This is a genomic window from Niallia laureatilytica (assembly GCF_046613985.1).
Classification (GTDB): domain Bacteria; phylum Bacillota; class Bacilli; order Bacillales; family Cytobacillaceae; genus Niallia.
This window is the reverse complement of sequence record NZ_JBKKHP010000003.1, coordinates 143,341-162,955: the sequence shown is the minus strand read 5'-3', so window position 1 is coordinate 162,955 and position 19,615 is coordinate 143,341. Positions and strand designations below refer to the sequence as shown.

At 40.8% G+C, this 19,615-nt stretch carries 15 protein-coding genes; 1 reads left to right on the top strand and 14 read right to left on the bottom strand.

Going from position 1 to position 19,615, the window contains the following annotated elements:
• Positions 1-2 precede the first annotated feature (2 nt).
• The 13 genes from ACLIJJ_RS10480 to ACLIJJ_RS10420 form a co-directional block, all read right to left on the bottom strand.
• Positions 3-1,334, bottom strand: a complete 1,332-nt coding sequence (locus ACLIJJ_RS10480; protein ID WP_233316020.1) for a PTS sugar transporter subunit IIC — start codon at positions 1,332-1,334, stop codon at positions 3-5.
• A 205-nt stretch (positions 1,335-1,539) separates the two neighbouring features.
• Positions 1,540-3,453 carry a BglG family transcription antiterminator gene (locus ACLIJJ_RS10475; protein ID WP_233316021.1) on the bottom strand — a complete coding sequence of 638 codons (1,914 nt, stop codon included), beginning with the start codon at positions 3,451-3,453 and terminating at the stop codon, positions 1,540-1,542.
• A 144-nt stretch (positions 3,454-3,597) separates the two neighbouring features.
• Positions 3,598-4,206 (bottom strand): DNA-3-methyladenine glycosylase, encoded by a 609-nt coding sequence (locus ACLIJJ_RS10470; RefSeq protein WP_411410912.1) that lies wholly within the window; start codon positions 4,204-4,206, stop codon positions 3,598-3,600.
• A gap of 86 nt (positions 4,207-4,292) precedes the next feature.
• On the bottom strand, positions 4,293-5,660 hold the full coding sequence (locus ACLIJJ_RS10465; RefSeq protein ID WP_251646874.1) for an FAD-dependent oxidoreductase: 1,368 nt from the start codon (positions 5,658-5,660) through the stop codon (positions 4,293-4,295).
• 243 nt (positions 5,661-5,903) lie between these two features.
• On the bottom strand, positions 5,904-6,854 hold the full coding sequence (locus ACLIJJ_RS10460) for an aminopeptidase (protein ID WP_411410855.1): 951 nt from the start codon (positions 6,852-6,854) through the stop codon (positions 5,904-5,906).
• 16 nt (positions 6,855-6,870) lie between these two features.
• Positions 6,871-7,542: an AroM family protein gene (locus ACLIJJ_RS10455; RefSeq protein ID WP_251646873.1), complete on the bottom strand. Its 672-nt coding sequence runs from the start codon at positions 7,540-7,542 to the stop codon at positions 6,871-6,873.
• Positions 7,543-7,599: 57 nt separating this feature from the next.
• A complete protein-coding gene (locus tag ACLIJJ_RS10450; RefSeq protein WP_233316025.1) occupies positions 7,600-8,544 on the bottom strand; it encodes a DUF1177 domain-containing protein in 945 nt (314 codons plus the stop codon).
• A 20-nt stretch (positions 8,545-8,564) separates the two neighbouring features.
• Positions 8,565-9,620: an S-methyl thiohydantoin desulfurase family protein gene (locus ACLIJJ_RS10445; RefSeq protein ID WP_233316026.1), complete on the bottom strand. Its 1,056-nt coding sequence runs from the start codon at positions 9,618-9,620 to the stop codon at positions 8,565-8,567.
• Between the two features lie 10 nt (positions 9,621-9,630).
• On the bottom strand, positions 9,631-11,253 hold the full coding sequence (locus ACLIJJ_RS10440) for an OPT/YSL family transporter (RefSeq protein WP_411410854.1): 1,623 nt from the start codon (positions 11,251-11,253) through the stop codon (positions 9,631-9,633).
• Between the two features lie 48 nt (positions 11,254-11,301).
• The gene (locus tag ACLIJJ_RS10435) at positions 11,302-11,979 is read right to left on the bottom strand and encodes an aspartate/glutamate racemase family protein (RefSeq protein ID WP_237942105.1); all 678 of its coding nucleotides are present in this window, start codon (positions 11,977-11,979) and stop codon (positions 11,302-11,304) included.
• Between the two features lie 136 nt (positions 11,980-12,115).
• On the bottom strand, positions 12,116-13,642 hold the full coding sequence (locus ACLIJJ_RS10430) for a PucR family transcriptional regulator (RefSeq protein WP_237942106.1): 1,527 nt from the start codon (positions 13,640-13,642) through the stop codon (positions 12,116-12,118).
• A gap of 52 nt (positions 13,643-13,694) precedes the next feature.
• A complete protein-coding gene (locus ACLIJJ_RS10425; protein ID WP_233316030.1) occupies positions 13,695-14,711 on the bottom strand; it encodes a PTS sugar transporter subunit IIC in 1,017 nt (338 codons plus the stop codon).
• Between the two features lie 475 nt (positions 14,712-15,186).
• Positions 15,187-16,392 (bottom strand): MFS transporter, encoded by a 1,206-nt coding sequence (locus tag ACLIJJ_RS10420; RefSeq protein ID WP_233316031.1) that lies wholly within the window; start codon positions 16,390-16,392, stop codon positions 15,187-15,189.
• A gap of 333 nt (positions 16,393-16,725) precedes the next feature.
• Here ACLIJJ_RS10420 and ACLIJJ_RS10415 point away from each other — a divergent pair, with 333 nt between their 5' ends.
• Complete coding sequence (locus ACLIJJ_RS10415; RefSeq protein WP_233316032.1) at positions 16,726-18,090, top strand: MATE family efflux transporter; 1,365 nt, start codon at positions 16,726-16,728, stop codon at positions 18,088-18,090.
• Between the two features lie 55 nt (positions 18,091-18,145).
• Here the strand turns inward: ACLIJJ_RS10415 and ACLIJJ_RS10410 are convergent, their stop codons facing one another.
• A complete protein-coding gene (locus tag ACLIJJ_RS10410; RefSeq protein WP_411410853.1) occupies positions 18,146-19,477 on the bottom strand; it encodes an MATE family efflux transporter in 1,332 nt (443 codons plus the stop codon).
• Between the last annotated feature and the right edge of the window lie 138 nt (positions 19,478-19,615).

Below are 19,615 nucleotides of genomic sequence, written 5' to 3'. Positions count from 1 at the left end.
CTTTAAATCACCTTCCTTGTATCATCACTTTCTTCTCCAGTTTGCTGGGACACTTTATTAGCCATTAAGACGAACGGCAGGTAGATGAATATAGAAGCAGCAATACATATCAGCTGTGTGATGACTGCTCCCATACTGCCGGCAGTAGACAGCCAAGCATTAATAATCGGCGGTGTCGTCCAAGGAACCATAACGACTGCTTTTCCTGCAAAGCCTGTTGCAGTTGCGATATACCCGATTGTTCCTGTTACTAATGGTGTGATAACGAATGGAATCGCCATAATTGGATTGAGCATGACCGGAAGTCCGAAGATAACAGGTTCGTTAATATTAAAAATCCCTGGACCGAAAGACAATTTAGCAATACTTCGCATTTCTTCTCTTTTTGAAACAATAAAGATTGCTATTAAGAGACCAATTGTTACTCCTGAACCACCAATGCTCATATATACATCCCAGAATGGCATTGTAATAATATTTGGAATTTCCTTTCCTTCTTGGAAGGCAGTCATATTGACTGTTATGGACGCAAGCAAGAGCGGCTCCCGAATCGGCTTAATCATTTGGTTACCATGAATTCCAATCACCCAGAAGAACTGCGCGACAAACATAAGAATCAAAATTCCCGGTAAGCCCTGCATAACACTTTCAAGCGGTCTCTGTACAACATTGTAGATGGCTTCATATAAATATATGCCAGTTACTTTATAGAAGATGAATCCGAATGTTGCGACAATTGTCACCGTCAAGATCGATGGAATCAATGCTGAAAAAGAGGTGGCTACATTGTAAGGTACACTGTCTGGCATCTTGATTTTCAATTTCTCTACATTCGCAAGCTTGCTGTAGATCTCAACAGAAACAATAGCAATAATCATTCCTAAGAATAAGCTTTTCGGATCGGAGAATTGCCTTGCCAATACATCTGTGACTAGCTGGTTTTGTTCATTTACAAGCAGTTCTATCGTTGTCGGCACAACTGAAATATAAGACATAAGAGCGAGAATCCCTGGAAACAGTGATTTATGACCATTTATCCGTCCCAGCTCAATCCCAATTAAAAAGACAGCTCCGATTGTCAGGAAGTTAAGCGTAGCATATTGAATGGCTGTCATAATCGGCTTATAGTCTGCGAGGAAGGCAAACATTTCAAAATGCGCCAAGCCGCTTTCTGTTCCGAGAATCATATTTGCTACAAGCACAGCAAAAGCTCCTGTGATAATGACTGGCATTAACGTAACAAATGCTTTTTTGATTGCCATAATATATTTCTGATTGGTGATTTTGTAGGCGACATTGCCTAATACATCTGCCGCCTTATCTTTAAAGCTCATCTTAAAACCTCCGTTTCTTTTATAAAAAAATGGAATTACATCAATAATTTTATAGAGTGAAATGCTTCTTGTGCTCTTGTTTATCAGTTTATATAAAAAGCGCTTTCATTTACATGCATTCTTTTTCCAACTTTACGAGGAAAAGAGTGCCTCAAGATTGTATAACAAAAAAGAACAGCATAACGCTGTCCTTTTTCATAACCGTTTATTCCTCCACCGAAAGCAGGATACTCACAAACTCTTCATAAGAACTAACCTTTACAAGCCTTTCTACGAGAGCTGCATTTCCTGATATTTTCACTAAAAGCTGGTACATCTTCTGTAAATCCTTTTTATACTCTTTTTGGACGCTCAGCAAGCAAATGAACTGAACACGGCTGTCGCCCCACTGCACTGGCCTTTTTAATGTACACACAGCCCAAATTGTCTTTTTAGTGACAGGTCTGATTGGATGGGGAATGGCAACCATTGTTCCAAATCCTGTTGGAGCTATTTGTTCCCGTTCCTCTACCAGTTCCTGAAAGTTATCAGGGATATCCTCCAGTCTTTCCATATTCGTACAAAGAAAGCGAAGCACTTCCTCCTTTGATTTTAAATCTTGCTGAAAAAAGGTAAGCTCTGGTCTTATATATTTCAAGACACTGCCGATATTCTCAATTACTAAGTTTTCCAATCTGGCAATATCTTCATCTCTTAAAATAGTATTTACATCAATAATAGGAACGGTTAATCTCTTCTGAATTGGGATGGTGCTGATAATAAAATCAAGGGACCCTAGATCATACTTATGCATGTCGAAAACATTAGCTGTTCCAACTATTTGCAGCTTGCTGCCAAAGGTAGCCTGCAGCTTATGGTATAAAAGCTGGGCGCTTGCAACCCCAGTAGCACAAACAATCAGGCAGCGCTTCGCCTTCCCCTTTGCTTTTTTCCGTTCCATCGCAGCTCCTATATGCAAGGCGATATAGCCAATCTCATCCTGATTTATCTCCATGCCAGTTTCCTGCTTAAGCTTCTCTGCCATGGAAATGGCTGCATCAAAGGCAACTGGATAGTTTTTGATGATTTCCTTCAACATCGGATTGCGGATGCTAAGGCCAAATTTATAGCGGTTAATAGCCGGCTTTAAATGAAGACACAGCCCGTATATCAATTCTTCATCGGTGGATATTCCTAGCTGCATAACCTGTTCTGCCTCGTTAAGCAGTTTTTTGGAAAGTTCTAGTATATCCTTTTCAATCATGTCCAATATATTAATCTCTGCTGCTGGCTGATAAGAAATAATCTTCGTTCCTAATAAATGAACAGCTATATAAGCAACTTCAGCCTCTGGAAATGCTGTACCTAATGATGTCTGCAGATCCTTCACAATCAACTTGGCAACACTATATTCCTTTTCCGCCATGATAGCTTCCAATTCCTTTTCGGGCATAGAAACATAATTATCATCGAGTATTCGTTTGCAGGCGATAGCAATATGTGTGATTAAATTAGATTTCCCGATATCGGAAAGTAAAATCGAAGCTTCTTTCGTATGCTTGAGCAGAATCTCCTCTATCTTTTCAAGTTCATGTGCTGGCAAAACTTGATATGGTTGATGATCTGAATGGAAAACAAACTCTGCCATGCATATGCGCATTTTCGCTTCGGATCCGACTATTTTCAGCCCGTAATTCGGACGTTTTTCCAAGTCCAAATTGAAACGGCGAAGAATTTTTTTTACTTCCTTCAGCCCGTTTTTAATAGACGTTTCACTTATATACAGCTCTTTTACAAAATGTTCAATCTTAATGTAATCCTCTGAAAGAAGCAGGCGTCTCAGCATATATTCCATTCTTTCTGACGGATCTGCCGGGATTGTATCATCCTCATTTCCTGCAACGGCACGCTGCAAAAAAGACCGGAAATATTTATAATCATCAATGATGAGCTCATAGCCTTTTCCTCTTTTTAAAGCAATATACGCACCATTTGCCTGCAGCTTATCTGTAAGTATCTTCACATCACTTCTTATCGTCCGTGATGTGACCTGCAATGCTGAAGCAAGCTCCGCACCCGTTAGTGCCTCTTCTGCCTGCATCAATAAATGCAACAGTTTCTGTTGACGTAATGAAAGCATTTCAAATTACACCCCTTCATCAACTGCATTTCCAATTATTTATCAGCTATATGTTTCCTTAATAACATCATAGCCGAAGAAGGACTGTTGTGAAAGCGCTATCTGATTTCCTTTTGTATTTTATGTGCAAGCAGCCCTCCCATTTTAAAGCCAGCAATCAACTAATTCTTGATAATCCTTTTTTCTCATACCTGACACATAAGGATGCCCTTTTACATAAAACCGCAATGGTTTAGACGTCCATACTCCTTTATTCGGGATGCCAACCCTTGCTGATACTGCAATGCTAGCCGGCGTCTTTCCGAGGCGAGCATCAATCGAAAGAGCAGATTCATTAAGCATCTTTCCATTTAGCTCCTTAGTAATTTCCATTGCCTTCGTCAGTTTTCCAGGTCCGTTGCTTATGGAAACTCCAGTAACCTTTCTGTTATTTTCCATTCTCGCCATTCCATCTGCAGGCTCCAACGCACGAATAAGGACTGCCTGCGGGTCTCCTTCTTCCTTTGTGACGATATTGAGCATGGCATGTGTATGCATCGTATAAATATAGATTGTCCCACCTGTTTGATACATCGATTCAACTTTTTGAGTCCGCTTGCCGTCATAAGTATGACATGCCATATCTTCAACTCCAATATAAGCTTCCGTTTCCACTATATAGCCTGAATAAATACCATCTGGTGTTTGGTGAACGAGCAGCTTACCTAACAGCTGTCTGGCAATTTCCTCTGTAGTTGTGTTTATATAATCAATCATTTAGGTCACCTGCGCTTTTTATTTTTATTTTCTCATAAAACACAAAAAAAGCTTAGGGGATACCTAAGCTTTCCTGCATTTATTTATACATGTGCCGGCACACTATTCTCAGCTTGTTTTGCAACTGCTGCCAAGCCTGCCTGGTTCAATGTATTCCAAGGCTTGTTGAAATGCGGCTGGAAGAAGAAGTCAACAAATGCTAATTCATCTATTGTCATTTTTGTTTGGATGCAGACAGATAAAGTATTCATCATTTGTGTCATATCTGCTTTAGAGATAATTTGTGCGCCGATAATTTCTCTAGTCTCTTGATGGTAAAGAACTTTCAAACGTACTTGTTCAAATGTCGGCATGAATTCTGGACGGTCATTTTCAATAACCGTTACTTCCTCATAAGGAATTTTATTTGCTGTTGCTGTCAGCTCTGTAAGACCTGTTGATGCCATGCTCAATCCGAACAGATGCAAGCCAGAAGTTCCTTGTGTTCCTAAATATTTCACTTTTTGCCCGGCGATATTATAACCTGCTAATGTTCCCATGCGCACAGCGTTTGTTGCTAGCGGGATATACACTTTATCACCTGTTGGGTTGTAATTTACCGCACAGCTGTCGCCTGCAGCATAGATGTCAGGATTGCTTGTTTGCATATACTCATTAATTTTAATTGCGCCATTTGGCAGAAGGTCAACCTTATCTTTCAGCAAGCCTGTATTCGGTCTGAAGCCTACGCACAGAATAACGAGATCTGTTTCATATTCTCCTTTTGTTGTGATGACCTTTGTTACATTTCCTGCTTCATTTCCTTCAAATTTAGTAACAGTTTGCTGCAATGCAAGCTCAATATCTTTTCCTTGAAGCTCGGCTTCGATAATATCTGTAAACTCTTTATCCAAATATTTATTCAGGATACGGTCTTCACTATCAATAAGCGTTACCTTTTTGCCGTTTTGTTCAAAAGCTTCTACAAGCTCTACTCCGATATAGCCGGCGCCGATTACAGTAACATGGTTAACATCTTTTGTTTTTGCAATAATTTCATTTGCTTGGTTGAAGTTTTTAGACAAAAGAATATTTCCAAGTTTAATACCTTCAATAGGTGGAATAATTGGCCAAGAACCTGTTGTCATTACTAATTTATCATAAGAATCTGTGCGAGTTTCGCCACTGTTCAAGTCCTTCACAAGTACTGTTTTATTATCTGTATTAATCTCCAGCACTTCATGCTCCATATGCATATTAGCACCTAATGCTTTAAGCTCCTCTGGAGAAGAATAGAATAATTGATTTGCGTCCTTCGCAACACCGCCGACATATAAGGCGATTCCACAAGATAAAAATGATACGTTATTATTTTTTTCATAAACAGTAATATCTATATTTTTATTTACATTAGCTAACGTTTTAACTGCCGCTGTACCAGCGTGTGTACATCCAATTACAATAACTTTCATAATTTTGAAGCTCCTTTGTAAGAGAATTTTTTGTAAAAGTTGTGAACTATTTCACATTATTAGTGAAAAAAATCACAAATTATGTGATGTCATTCACAATTTGTTCATACCTTTATTATACATACATTTTTTTCGCATGCAAGGGTTTTGTGATTAATTTCACAAATAATTATTTCACGTGTTATTTTTGCCAAAAAAGCTTGGGAACATGCAGTGCTTTTCCCAAGCTTTATGTCTATATCATTATTCAGCTAGTAATTCTCCATTTTCCATTAACAAAAGATCATCCAAAAATACCTGCGGCTGCATGACAACACAATCTATATGTACTCCTGCAAAGACAGTTCCTCCGAATGTCATATTGCTGCCAAAGGCTATATGTATAGTGCCATAAACTTTTTCATCTTCTAACACGACACCAGTAACTCTTGCTTTCTCGTTTGTGCCAATGCCAAATTCACCGAGCAATCTTCCCTCGCCGGTCCCCAGCATTTCCAGCAGCTCTTGTCCCTGATCTCCCTCTGCTTCCACGAGCCTTCCCTCGTGAATAGTGAGAATAATTGGTGATGTCAGAAGACCAATACCTGCAATAGAGCCGTCTACTGTGATTTTACCATGTGCTGATCCTTCAACAGGTGCAATATAAGCTTCACCTGAAGGCAAATTGCCTGATTCTCCTTTATTCACATACATTCCTGTGCTCGGTATTCCACTTCTTCCTTTTATATCAAAAGTTAAGGAGCAGCCAGCCTTGACTATTGTCACAGTGCTTTTGTCTGTCAGTAATTTTGTTATTTTTTCTGTTATTGTCTTAATTTTGCTATAGTCTGCAGCAATGGCACCTTCCAAAAACATGTCCTCTGTTATGCCAGGCATTGTAGCAATTCTTGATCCCGCTGCTGCAGCAGCTTTTCTTGCTTGTGTATGTGTTAAGGAATGCTTTGTAGCACATATGACTGCATCTGCCTGTAGCATTGCTGCTGCTACAGCTAAAGGCGGCTCTTCACCAGAATGATTTCTTTCTCCCATTATCATCAGCATCGCTTCTGCGCCAAGCTCTTTACCTGCAAGATACAAGCATTCTCCTATCTCCTTCTTCTCATCATCAGCTATAACAAGAAATGAATCCTGCTCTTTCAAATCCAAACAATTAACGAGCAGTCCTTTACTAACTTCGATAATTTTCTCTTTCATTTTCCTCCCTCTTTCCTTATATCATTTCGGAAACAAGCTTGGCGATCAATGCATTAGACAGTATGACAGGCTTGCCGGTAATCTTTTCTGCTTCTCGTCTTAAATTTTCTGTGTAGCCCATGCAGTCAAGTAAAATAAGATCTGCTTCTTCCTTCAGCATTGCAGCTGCTTTGTGGAATTCAGTTAGGTCATTTTCATAAGGAGTTGCCACTTGAAACACTGGGTTCATTCCAAACGGTGAATACTTAGGAAAGGAAGTTTCCTTTTGCTGCTCAAGAGGAACAATCACACCAAGCTTGCGTTTCCCTGTCAGTCCATGTATTGTAGGCGGAATGATATGATCTGGTTCAATTAGATAGGCTTTTTTCGTCGTTAATCCAGGAAAGACACCTGTACATAAAAGCAAAATTTGCGTTATTCCTATTCTTTCTAAGTAATTAATTTTATCCTGTAAAATCGGCTTTATCTTCTCTCTTGACATGATGACAGATTCGCCGTTTGTAAGCCTTGATGTCAGCACATATTCCCCTTTTTCTGGATAAAAATCAGCTTCTATTTGCTCTTTAGTAAGACCATCCAATACTCCCACCTGGACTAATTCGGCTGTTTCCTTAATATGCTTTTGGATAATAGGAGCAACATCCATTCTTGGCGCCTGACCAATTGTGATCATACCTAGTTTTTTCATGATTAGTCTCCCCTCTAATAAAATGAGAGGAAGCAAACTTCCTCTTTAAGTTAGTATTTAAACAGCAGCTGTTTTGCCCATCGTCTGTAAAATCTGCATTGAACCATACAATTCTGTGATACGGCTGAATTCAGACGCGCTGTAGAATTCACAAGTTCCGTTCGTTGTCTCTATTGCCACTTCAATTGCAAAGCGGACAGCATCTGCTATATCTGTTTCATGGCTTGCGCCTGTACCGCACCCTGGGACAATGGATTGAGCGGTGATTGCCAAGCCTACAACAGGGGCACTTGTTGCAACAGCAGGCTGAAGAATCGAGTTTATATGATACAGATCGTTCCCATAAGGAGTTATATCTTGCGAGGTTACTGGAAATGTAACAGGAAATTTCCCAGTGGTCATTTCTTTTATCCGCAGCAAGTCCTCACTAACCCGCAGTATGTAGCCCTCTTTAACTGTTGGTGAAATGGCGATGCCTTTATGATTAATCACGCGATTTCCTTTAGTTGTATCAATAGACAGAATACAATCCATTTCAGGAACAACTTCATGTTTGTTCATCGTCAAGATATCGACTGGTGAATCCATGAAGTCCACTGGCTCATGAGGTCTTGTCGGCGCATTTGGACAAATATGTGTTGTGATAATAACGTCTCCTACAAGGGTGTCGCCCTTTGCCTGCATCTCAGCTAATTTAAGTGCAGCAGCAATCGCAGCGACAGCACCATCAGCATCTGATACAAGGCCAATTCTGCTTGGCCGTGCTCCTATTCCCCCTAATCTTCCAATGATACCAACAGTCGGAGCACTTCCTCCCGCAAGTTTGCCGTCAGAACCTGGTATTGTCACCTTAATAAAATCCGTGCTGCCTTTTTCGCCTTTGACAGTTTCAACTTTTACCTCTATGTTAGGATACTCCTTAAATAGCTCAGCAGCTGTCTCTCCCGTTACATAAGCATTATCCAGTAAATCAATTGCCTTCAGTGTTTGTTTAAGCGCCATTGTAATCCCTCCAGTAATTTTTATAGATAATTAATAATTTGCTTGCCGATTATTTTTTCGATTGGACACATTAATGAATGATTTCTCATTGTGCTGCTTAAAATCAGTTTTTCCTTTGGAACAATAATCACAGCTAAGTTCTGCCCTTTTTCCACCTCTGCCGTAACAACCGGCCGGCCAGTTTTAGCATCAAGTGTCATAATTAAATCTGGAAATGTTCCGTAGCGGATTCCATCCTTTTCAATCGTCATATATTCATTCCAAAAGCTCATGCTCCAATCCTTATTTATCGTCACCGTGCCAACATCAAAGCCGCCTGTTGTTTCCAGCACAAAATCAGTAACTGTCCCTTCGGCGATGACCTTTCCGCCAAGCAAAGCGACTACGCTGTCAATAGCGGCTTCTCCTTTGTGAGAGCAAAGCGCTTCTCCCACTTGGATTGCCTGCTGAATCGCACCGCTTGCTCCATGTTTCTTTGCATAAGCAACTGGAACTGGATTGCGGGCTACAGCCACTAAACCGCCTGCTTCCACTGACAGTTGCCGCACAGTACTAGCTGCTATATCTAAAGAGCTTGAGATGGAGAGTTCCAGGAAGCGCTCGCCTCTTCCGCCGACAGCAGCCTGATGAGAAATAAATCCGGCTTGTTCAGATAAATTAAGAGATCCCATTATTCCTGTCGGGTGAGCTCTTCCGTTACAAGGAATGTCCACAACAGGCAAACCAGTTACGGCTGATTGAAACCAGCCATTAACAGTTGTGCTCGCGCCATTTTCATTTGTGATAATTCCGCGAATTGGCTCGTTCATTGCTTGTGAAAGTAAATCAATAGCCTTGATATAATGCATCGGTTTCACATATTGTTCCTTTGCTGCAGGTGCCCCGACAAGGGAAACAGTCACAAGCAGGTCCTCATCTTCCATTTCCTCTGCTGTCTTTAAAATCGGATGACCGATTTCAAGGGCAAGCCGGCCGATTTGAAGTCCGTCTGCAATTTTGCCCCCTCCACCTCCGCCAAGGACTGCTCCTCCATAAACGGCATGCTCTACTGTATACTCATCTAATTTAATAGCCAATTTATATTCCTCACTTCCCTAATTTGAATACGGAATTAAAGAAGCTGTACAAGGCATCACCAGCTATAAATCCGGCTGCCAATATGCTCATTGGTGTTTCTGCTTCTTTTCCTTTTTTCTTGACCCACAGCAGTCGAATAATAATACCTGCAAGAACAGCGATACCGGCATAAGGTGTCAATATAAGCAATCCTGTTGCAAACATGATGCCGATTTGGCGGGTCGGTCCGCCAATTAATTGGAGCAATGCTCCTGGTATTGCCCATATTAAGAGCTGTTTTGCAACGTCTGTCGATGTGCCTGCTTGAATGGTAGAAACATAAACAGCATCGATTGGCGGTACAAGATTGTTAGCAAAGTAGCCTTTATATGTGAACAAAACAGTCAATAAAGCAATCCCAAAAGCCAGAAGTGACGTCATATATTGCTGCTTTCTTCCGTCCACCTCATACTCAGGATTCTCTCCTTTTCCACGCAGGATATAGCCTGTTTTGAAGTCATAGCCAAGGTCGGCGAATGCTGGACCTGTGGCTGCACTAAACCCGGCAAGAAGAGCTAAGGCAAGCGGTGGAAAACCGATCATCATCCCTAACAATAGGGTAATGAAGGCTACAGCAAATGCTGGGAACCAGCCAGAATGCATGGCGGCAATCCCGACAATAAGCTCATGTACGAATGCAGCAAAGGCAGCAAACAAGAGAAAAGCAAGGAGCATGCCTAATGACATCTGTGTCATGAGACCTCCAACAAGGGCCAGAATTAATGCAATGACGAGGTAGGCAAGAAAGCCAAAACCTAACGTTTTCTGAGCTGTTTTAATAGGAGTAGTAAAAGTCTCGGCCTCTGGCTTGTCTACTGCGGCAGCAATCTCTTTTCTTCCATTTCTGCTTTCCTTGCCTTCTTTTCTGAAAATCAATATAGAAACTTGCACAAGCGCTACAATACCGGCGCCAATCATAATGCCATGGGGAATATATAATGCATTCACATCGACGCCAAACACTGGGATAGAATATTGGCGGAACAGCAAGCCAATCCCAAATACGGACAGCGCCCAAATATTTCCGATAAACGCTACACCAAAAGCGGACATTGGAATATGCAGTATGGAGCCGACTATGCCAATTACGGCGCCGACTCCAAGCAGACCAGCCCGTTTCCCCCCTTTATCACCTGCAACAATTGCTTGTGCTGTGGCAACACCCGGCGCCCAAGTTCCTGATGCTGGGAAAAGCTTTGAATCAAACAGTTTATACAGAATCGCAGCATCTACAAACATTGCCAGCGCTGCGCCTATTAACATCGGTATAATAAGATCAGGAGCACCTATTAAAAAAGGTATACCGATTGGAATCAACAAACTGTTGGCTGCCCCAAAGGTTGCGGAGGAGATAGATGTTTGAATAAGGTTTTGCCGATGCACTGACTTGTATCTCGACAGGATTGTTACTGGTATTCTAGCTATCAGCATAGCGACAAGAGCACCGATAATCGATGTATTAGGCGTTACTCCAAGTGAGACGATAATCTGCATCCCAATAATGGCTCCGAATACTGCTGTGATAGTTGTTAAAATTAACGAAAATGGCTCAAACAGCCGTGGATGCTTTTTTTCTTCTTTGAATTGTTTCATTTAATGGCCCTCCATTACAAAGTTGTAAGTTGATTTTTACTATATTATCTAGAGAAGGACGCCTAATCCACCTTGACCACTTCTATTAAAGGAGGAGTTCACTATATATGCGGAAATTAAGCCCTCCGCCTCTACTGCATCGATAATCGGAATATTCATATCCTTCCGCAACATATCTGCAAGACCAATGGTTGTGAAGCCAGTACAAGCAAAGACGATTGTTTCTGCTCCCTGCTCCAGCAGGGTTAGGACTGCTTGTCTCCCCTTCTCCTTCCCCTCTGGTTTCATTAGATCCGTTGTATTCGCAACACCCTCCGGCACCAAGTAGGCTACTAGCTTTTCACCGAGGATTTCTTCCATCACAATCGGAGGCTTCTCTGTTATACCGATGATTCCTACAGGCTTTCCTATTGCCAGTGCAGTCAAAGCAGCCGCACTGCCTGCACCGATGACAGGAATCGAAACAGCCTCACGCAGCTCCTTTATACCTGGATCTGCTGCACAGCTTATTACAATCAGCTCTGCGCCTTCTTCCTCCATTTCGATTCCTAATGCCACTATCTTCGGCACCGCTGCTAATTCTGTGGCAGCATCATGAATACCTTGTGGCTGATCTGGAATACATCTGTTTATGACAGGAATTCCATATAAAGAATTGATTTTATTTCCATGGCTGTTAACTACTTCAGGATCCTTTGCGGTGAAAACCCGGATAACTCCAATCATAATTTCCTCCTATTGATTTAATTTTCTGAAATTTATTAATGTGTCTATCTTACCGATTATATAAATTGCAAACAATGTCCCGAAAATACAAAAAATAAAAAAGCCCATTGTGCTCTGAGCACAATGAGCAGGAATTTCACCTAGAAATTCGAAATAAATGGAAATATATACAAAGATAGCATGAAAACTTTTCATAGAAAGATTCTAGTTTTAATCCAGACATTTCCTTTACCTTATCTATTCGGTATTTGACAGAGTTTCGGTGGATAAATAATTGTTCACCTGTTTCTAACAAACTGCCATTTGTTGATAAGTAATAAAATAATGTCTTCACAAGCTCACTGCCCGTCTCTCTGTCATATGATAATAGTTTGCCAATCTTTCTTTCGATGACAGCATCAAAATTAATATATTCTGTGCTGTCTAACAGCAATTTAAATAGCTCCACATCATCAAAGTTATGAAGCTGCTGATCGTTATTTAAGCTTCTCCCTATCTTGACTGCGTTTCTTGCCTCTTGGTAGCTCAAATGAATATCCCATAGCAAGGAATAGCCACCTATTCCTACTTGAAGTCCTTTATATCTCTTTGTAAACGGCTCTAGCTGCTTAGACCAGTGCTCAGGCCTCCAAAGTGAATTTGAACTGCTCGACTGGATTATTACAAGCCTATTTCCTTGGAAGAGACTGTATATTTTAATACCTTGTAACCCTTCCAGCTCTTTTAAAGAAGTCTGCAGCTGAACTAGCATGCCTGCATCTTCCTCTAACAGCCCTTGCAGTTCAAAGACAACCACCTGCCACATAGCATCTGGATTTAGCCCAAACTGTCTGCTTTTTGTGACTACCTCATCCTGCGGTAAGTAAATTCCTGCTATAAGCTCCTCCATAAAGCTTCCTCTTAGTCTATTTTCAGTATCAACGGCTGTTTTTCTTCTCATCAGTTCTAATGAGAACACAAGTCTGGCCTGCTCTACACATACCATTTCCATTTCATCAAGGGATTCTTTTTGAAGTATAAATGTTCCCACATGCTCCTTATCTACTGTAATATCCCAGTAGCTCATATTTGCAGATGTTTCGCTTGTAATAGAGTTGGAAGAAACAATCATATTGCCATGCTTGTCGAGCAGAGAGATTGGCGCATTCAGCATTTGCGAGACATTATCGGCAACCACTTGGATTCCGCTGTTTTCTAAAACTAATGTTGTCAGCTTTTTATAAATTTCCTCCGATCTTCTGAGCAATGAAGCCTGCTTGTTCAGAATCTGTTCCATGACAGCATTAGTAATATCAATATAGGGAATTCCTGGCGGAAGCTGAATGATGGGCAGCTGATGCTGATTGCTTAAATCAATCATTTCCTGCGGCATTTCATGTAAATATCTTTCTGGCTTTATAGCAAGTGCAGCAGCATTTGCCTTTGCAAGCATTTCGACAACCTTTGGCAGCTTTGAGAGATCATCTCTTAAAGAATAAGCTGTGGTCAACAGCAGTTCTCCTTCCCTTAACCAACCGTCAATATCAGGCACTTCCATAATATCGATAAATTGAACAACACGGCAGAGCCCCTCCTTTCCACTTATTACACTTGCTTCCCTTAAAACTGGAAGCATTAACAACTCTTCTAATGTAATGCCAGATGGATTCATGCGTTGCTTCACCCCTATGAAAAAAAGGGCCTTCGTTTCATCCGAAAGCCCTTTTTTTAATTTATTATTGTACCTTCATTGCTAAGTCGCCTGTTTTTGCCCAGCCGACTCTTAAAACAACATAGTATAAAGGCAGTGTAATGGCTATTGGAAGAACAACTCCTAATGCCATATATGTTAAGAATCCGCTCGCACCTTGTGTTGCCAAAATGCTGATTGGAGCAATTAAAGAATTCAAGCCAAGTCCTGCTAATTCATAAGTTGCTGTAAAGCCAAAGCCTAATGTAGCGATTGGTGCACAAATAACGGCTGCTACAAATGGCGGAATGATCAGCAACGGATTTTTCACAATGTTCGGGAACTGCACCTTTGGTGTGATGATCGACTGTGCCAAGAAGCCACCCATATCGTTTTGACGTAGAGACATTGCCGTAAATCCAACAAATTGAACGGTACAGCCAATAAGTGCAGCAGCACTTGAAACTGGATCCATCTGCAAGGCAATTGCCAGGGCTGCCGACGAAGCCGGTGTCATTAACAAAATACTCCAAACTAATGAAATAACCATTGATGCAACTAATGGTGAACCTTGCACAGAAGAAGTAATTTCAGCACTGATCCACTCTAATAGCGGTGTTGTAACATAAGCCAAGCCAACACCCGCAAATCCACCAACTAGAATAGCACCTGCTGGAATAGCAATCATATCCAAAATAGTTTTGCCGACAATTTTTTTACCAACAATTGTTGCCACTACTGCAGCAAGAACGGCACTGATTGGCTGCCCTGTAACAAGGACCATGCCTGACTCTGTGGCATGCAGTGCATTCCCTCCAATTGTACTGCAGACCATCGCGCTAAAAATCACTAATGTATTACCGCCAAGCTGATAGGCAATTCCCGCCCCGAAGGCAGGTGCCAATAGCACTTTAGCTACAGAGCCGATGTGGGTAAGAGTATCCCACCCTAGCGCTTTTCCGATTGATTCAAGCAGCAAGCCAAGTCCTAATGTAACCAACACGGCATTTGACATTCCTGCTGATGCTTTATATAAACCATCCATAAAAGTTTTTTTATTCATCTCTCTCTACTCCCTTGTTTTAATTTTCTCCAATAAAAAAGCCTGTCCGCAGATTCCGGATAGGCACCATTCGTACATCACGTTTAGCGCCCTTGTTTGATACAACAAAAACTGGACTAAACGATTCCCTATAATAGTAATGGGGGGTTCATTTAATCCTACGTGCTGAGTATGAGAATAATAATGAGTGATGAAGTTAAGATTGCATTTGCTTTCATGATATTCTCCTCCTAAAACAAGTTATTGTGAAGCAATAATATCACCAATATTCTGAAAATGTAAATAATTATTTTATTTCTGAATATATTAAAGCGTTCTCATTTTTAACCAATATGGAAGATTTCCAGCTCATTTTTTTCTATATTGTTGTTTTTTAAGATATTTTTTTTGCTATACGCAGGAATAACGCTATATTTATTTCACAATTGCAGTTTTTTAAAAATAAAAAAAGAATAGGGAATTTACCCTATTCTTTCTAAGCAATGTCTGTATTCTTCGTTTCTCTTCCAAAAAAGAATACAGCTGCTGCTCCTACAAGGACTGCAATACAGAAAATCGTAAATATACCGGCGATTGAAATATTTTGTGCTACAAGATATGGAACTAGCAATGGGCCGAGTACTCCCCCAATTCGCCCAAAGGAAGCTGCCATTCCCGCTCCTGTTCCGCGGACATTTGTCTTATATTGCTCAGGTGTGTAGGCATATAATGCTCCCCATGCTCCAAGATTAAAGAAGGAAAGCAATATTCCAGAAGTCATCAGCAAGGCTGTGCTTTCTGCTGTTCCGAACATATAAGCACTGATTGCCGTACCGATTAGGAACACAACGAGTACAAACTTTCTGCCTACCTTTTCAATTAAGTATGCTGCAAGTGCATATCCTGGAAGCTGTGCTAATGTCATAATCAGAACATATTCGAAGCTTTTAATTAAGCTGAAGCCTTTAAGCACCATCACACTTGGCAGCCAAAGGAACATCCCATAATAGGAAAAGACAACACAAAACCACAGTACCCACAGCATTGCTGTGTTTTTAGCATTATCTTTTGACCAGACTGTTTTGATGCTTTCCCAAGCTGTCAGCCTTTTTGTTTGCTCTACCTTCAAGTATTTCGGTGAGTCAGGCAGCTTCAACCTTAAATATAAAGCATAAATTGCAGGCAGAACACTGATCAACAGTGCAATTCTCCAGCCATTATCAAAGTTCGGAATAATAAAATAGGAGATGACTGCTGCAATCAGCCAGCCAAATGCCCAAAAGCTTTCTAGCAGAACAACAACTCGCCCCCGTTTTTCATTAGGAACACTTTCTGAGACAAGTGTTGATGCCACAGGGAGCTCTCCTCCCAATCCCATACCAATTAAGAACCGCAGGATAAGGAACATCCAAAGCGAGGTTGTAAATGCAGATATTCCGCTGCCGATAGAGAACAGTAATAGCGTTATAATAAAGACATTTTTTCTGCCGACTCTATCTGCCATAATGCCGAACAAGAATGCACCTACTGCCATTCCGATGGAATTAATGCTTCCTATCCATCCCATCTCTTTAACGGACAAACCCCAGTCTACTTGCAGAGCAGCAATGATGAACGATAACATACCGACATCCATTGCGTCGAACAGCCAGCCAAGGCCTGCTATTCCCAGCAGCTTTTTATTTGATATTTCTTTTTTCATACAATCCTCCTACAACTTTTCTATAGTTTTTCCATCTATAAGCGATTTATGATAACCAAGTATTATATTAACACGTGTCTTGACAGTAATCATTACATTTTTATTGACTAACACAAAAATCAGTTTGTAAATATCAGAATATTTAAGAAAAATAGCTAAAAAACATAATGAAAACGCATTATTTCTTGAATAAGAACAAACCTATTACTCTATGCAAAACAGTGTAAAATTTTCCAGAAAAAATTGATGTTTTCCTCTTTACTTTCTAATAAATAAGCATAAAATGGTTCTTATATTTGCCAATAATCTTTAAATGTAAAGGGGATATAAAGTTTGAACGTTACATCTAATAAAATGCAGGAACAGTCACTTTTTAACATTTCTTGGCCTCTGTTTATCGAACTTGCATTGCATATGGGGATGGGGGTTATCGCCACACTTATGCTCAGCCATTATTCAGACAATGCAGCTTCAGGGGTCGGAGTGGCTAACCAGTTACTCGGGATATTCATCCTTGTTTTCAACGTCACTTCCATCGCAGCCATGATTTTAATCGGGCAAAGACTAGGAGCTAATCAATTAAGTCAGGCAAGACAATTCGCCAGATCAGCAGTCGGCCTCAACGTCTGGTTCGGAGTGATTGTTGCTATCCTCGTTTTAGTCTTCGGTGAGCCTTTGTTACGATTATTTGATATACAAGGAGAAGTTTTAAATTACGGGCTTATTTTTATCCGCATCTGTGGTGCTTCCCTCTTCTTAGAATCTCTTTCACTTGCACTAAGCGCAGTATTGCGCAGCCACGGTTTTACGAAAGAATCAATGATTGTCAGTATTATGATGAATGTCATCAGTGTTATAGGATATGCAATGAGCATATTTGGATTATTCGGTTTGCCAATTACAGGAGTAGTTGGGGTGTCATGGACGATTGTAATTGCACGTGCATTTGCCGTTGTGGTTTTGCTCTATATCGTTTACCGCAGAATCGCTTTGACATTTAAAGTACAGGATATTATTAAGGTCAATAAACAGGATGTTAGGGAAATGCTCTATATCGGCATTCCTTCCGCAGGTGAAAACTTGTCTTATCAGTTTTCCCAGTTAGTAATTACAGCAATTGTTGCTTCTTTAGGTGATGCTTCCTTGGCAGCAAGAGTGTATATAACCAATATTTCCATGCTTTGTTACTTGTTCACTGTCGCTATTGCAGAAGGAACACAGCTTCTTGTAGCAAGATATATTGGCGGAAAGCAATATGACCGTGCATTGAAACGGGGCATAAAAACATTAAGAATTGCTATGGTAGCATCCCTTACAGCTGCTGTTGCTATGGCAATGATTGGTTCGCCAATATTAGAGCTGTTTACAGATGATTATCAGATCATAGCTATCGGTCTGCCAATCTTATGGGCTGTCGTATTTACCGAGCCGGGAAGAGCTATGAATATTGTACTTATGAGCTCCTTAAAGTCTGCCGGAGACGTTCGTTTCCCTGTCATCATCGGCATGGTCTCTATGTGGGGAATTGCCGTTACGCTAAGCTATACTCTTGGTATAACCTTCGGCTTAGGATTACTCGGCGTTTGGCTTGCCCAAGGTATGGATGAGTGGTTCAGAGGAATCTTCGCCTGCAAACGCTGGCTGTCAAGGCCATGGGAGCGAGTTCGAGTTAAAAACACTGCCAAAGGCCATATTTAACATAAAAAACACCGCTTCTTACACTAAGAAGCGGTGTTTTTCTTTGAGCTCTCTTCTAGGCAGCCTTTTCCCTGTTTAAGAATTTCAGCCTCCTCGTTAAAGCTGGCATATAAAGAATTAAAAGGATGGAGCGGAACAGACTGAAAACAATGAAGGAAAGCCATAATCCGTGATTACCCCAGAAGAGCGTTGACGGGAAGAGGATGAGTAAAAATACTGCAACAGAGCCAAGCATACTATTTCTAACCAGCCCAGCTTCTGAGGCACCTGCAAAAATTCCATAAAAGACTAATCCTATGCTTGAGGCAAGGGGGAAAAGCACAAGCCATACATCATACTGCTTTGCAATGGCAACAACCTCTTCTACTACTGTAAATAACGGGATGACCGCATCCTTGCTCAGCAAAAATGTCAGACTGATTGCAGCCGAAAAGGCAAATGACCAGAAATACGATTTCTTGACGGTTGCCTTATACAGCTGGCTGTTCTTTTGCCCTACTGCTTTTCCCGTCAAAATGCTGGCAGCATTGGCAAGCCCATCATAAAAATAAGCCATTATGTAATGTATTTGAATGAGGATAGCATTAGCAGCTAAAATTTCTTCACCATACACAGCACCTTTGGCAGTAAATATATTAAAGACTGCCAGCAGACAAACCGTTCTGATAAACAAATCACGGTTAACTAGCATCATTTTTTGCAATGGCTCCCGGTCATAAAGATGACCAAGCAGTTCCTTCCTGTTCAGGCTGTTCTTCATTTTGCCGCTGCGAATTAAAAGTATGATACCTAATAGGAACGCAAATACTTCTGCACATAATGCGGCAATGGCAACACCTGCCACTCCAAAATTAAAAAACAGGACAAGTACAACTGCCAAAACGATATTAAGAATGTTCATCAGTAATTGAATGAGCACCGTTGCTTTAATTTGCTCCATTCCTAATAACCAGCCTAAAACAGCGTAGTTCATTAATGCAAAAGGCGCTGCCCAAATTCTAATATGGAAGTATAATGAGCTTACTTCCTTTACATTTCCTTGAATTCCTAAAAATGCAACAGACAGCTTAAAAATCGGCTCTTGAAGTAAGATAATTGCTATACCGACAATAAGAGCAATGCAGACAGGCCGAAAAAAGGCCATTGAGCTTTGCACATCATCCCCTGCACCTAACGCTTGGGAGGCAAATCCTGATGTGCTGACCCTAAGGAAACCAAACAGCCAATAAATGGTGTTAAAAATAACGGTGCCCACAGCGACTCCGCCAATATATGCTGGATCTGGCAGCTGTCCGACAACAGCCGTATCAACAGCACCAAGCAATGGAACAGTTATCGTCGCAAAGATTAACGGCAATGCCAGTGATAAAAAATATCGATGTGTCACAACACTGCTCCTTCCTAGCCTTTTTTTTCAATATTATATCACTCTAGTTTTTCCCTATTGAAATATTTTTTCAAGTTATGCCAGAATAATCAAAAAACTGATAAACTATTATTAGTCCAACTAATTAGGAGAGATGAA

Bases quoted from the DNA above. Each gene is read 5' to 3' on its own strand.
- ACLIJJ_RS10425 (WP_233316030.1), bottom strand. From the start codon at position 14,711: ATGAATAAAAAAACTTTTATGGATGGTTTATATAAAGCATCAGCAGGA.
- ACLIJJ_RS10435 (WP_237942105.1), bottom strand. From the start codon at position 11,979: ATGATTGGAGTTATCCGGGTTTTCACCGCAAAGGATCCTGAAGTAGTT.
- ACLIJJ_RS10440 (WP_411410854.1), bottom strand. From the start codon at position 11,253: ATGAAACAATTCAAAGAAGAAAAAAAGCATCCACGGCTGTTTGAGCCA.
- ACLIJJ_RS10420 (WP_233316031.1), bottom strand. From the start codon at position 16,392: ATGAAAAAAGAAATATCAAATAAAAAGCTGCTGGGAATAGCAGGCCTT.
- ACLIJJ_RS10475 (WP_233316021.1), bottom strand. From the start codon at position 3,453: ATGCTTTCATTACGTCAACAGAAACTGTTGCATTTATTGATGCAGGCA.
- ACLIJJ_RS10455 (WP_251646873.1), bottom strand. From the start codon at position 7,542: ATGAAAAAACTAGGTATGATCACAATTGGTCAGGCGCCAAGAATGGAT.
- ACLIJJ_RS10450 (WP_233316025.1), bottom strand. From the start codon at position 8,544: ATGGCGCTTAAACAAACACTGAAGGCAATTGATTTACTGGATAATGCT.
- ACLIJJ_RS10480 (WP_233316020.1), bottom strand. From the start codon at position 1,334: ATGAGCTTTAAAGATAAGGCGGCAGATGTATTAGGCAATGTCGCCTAC.
- ACLIJJ_RS10465 (WP_251646874.1), bottom strand. From the start codon at position 5,660: ATGAAAGTTATTGTAATTGGATGTACACACGCTGGTACAGCGGCAGTT.
- ACLIJJ_RS10460 (WP_411410855.1), bottom strand. From the start codon at position 6,854: ATGAAAGAGAAAATTATCGAAGTTAGTAAAGGACTGCTCGTTAATTGT.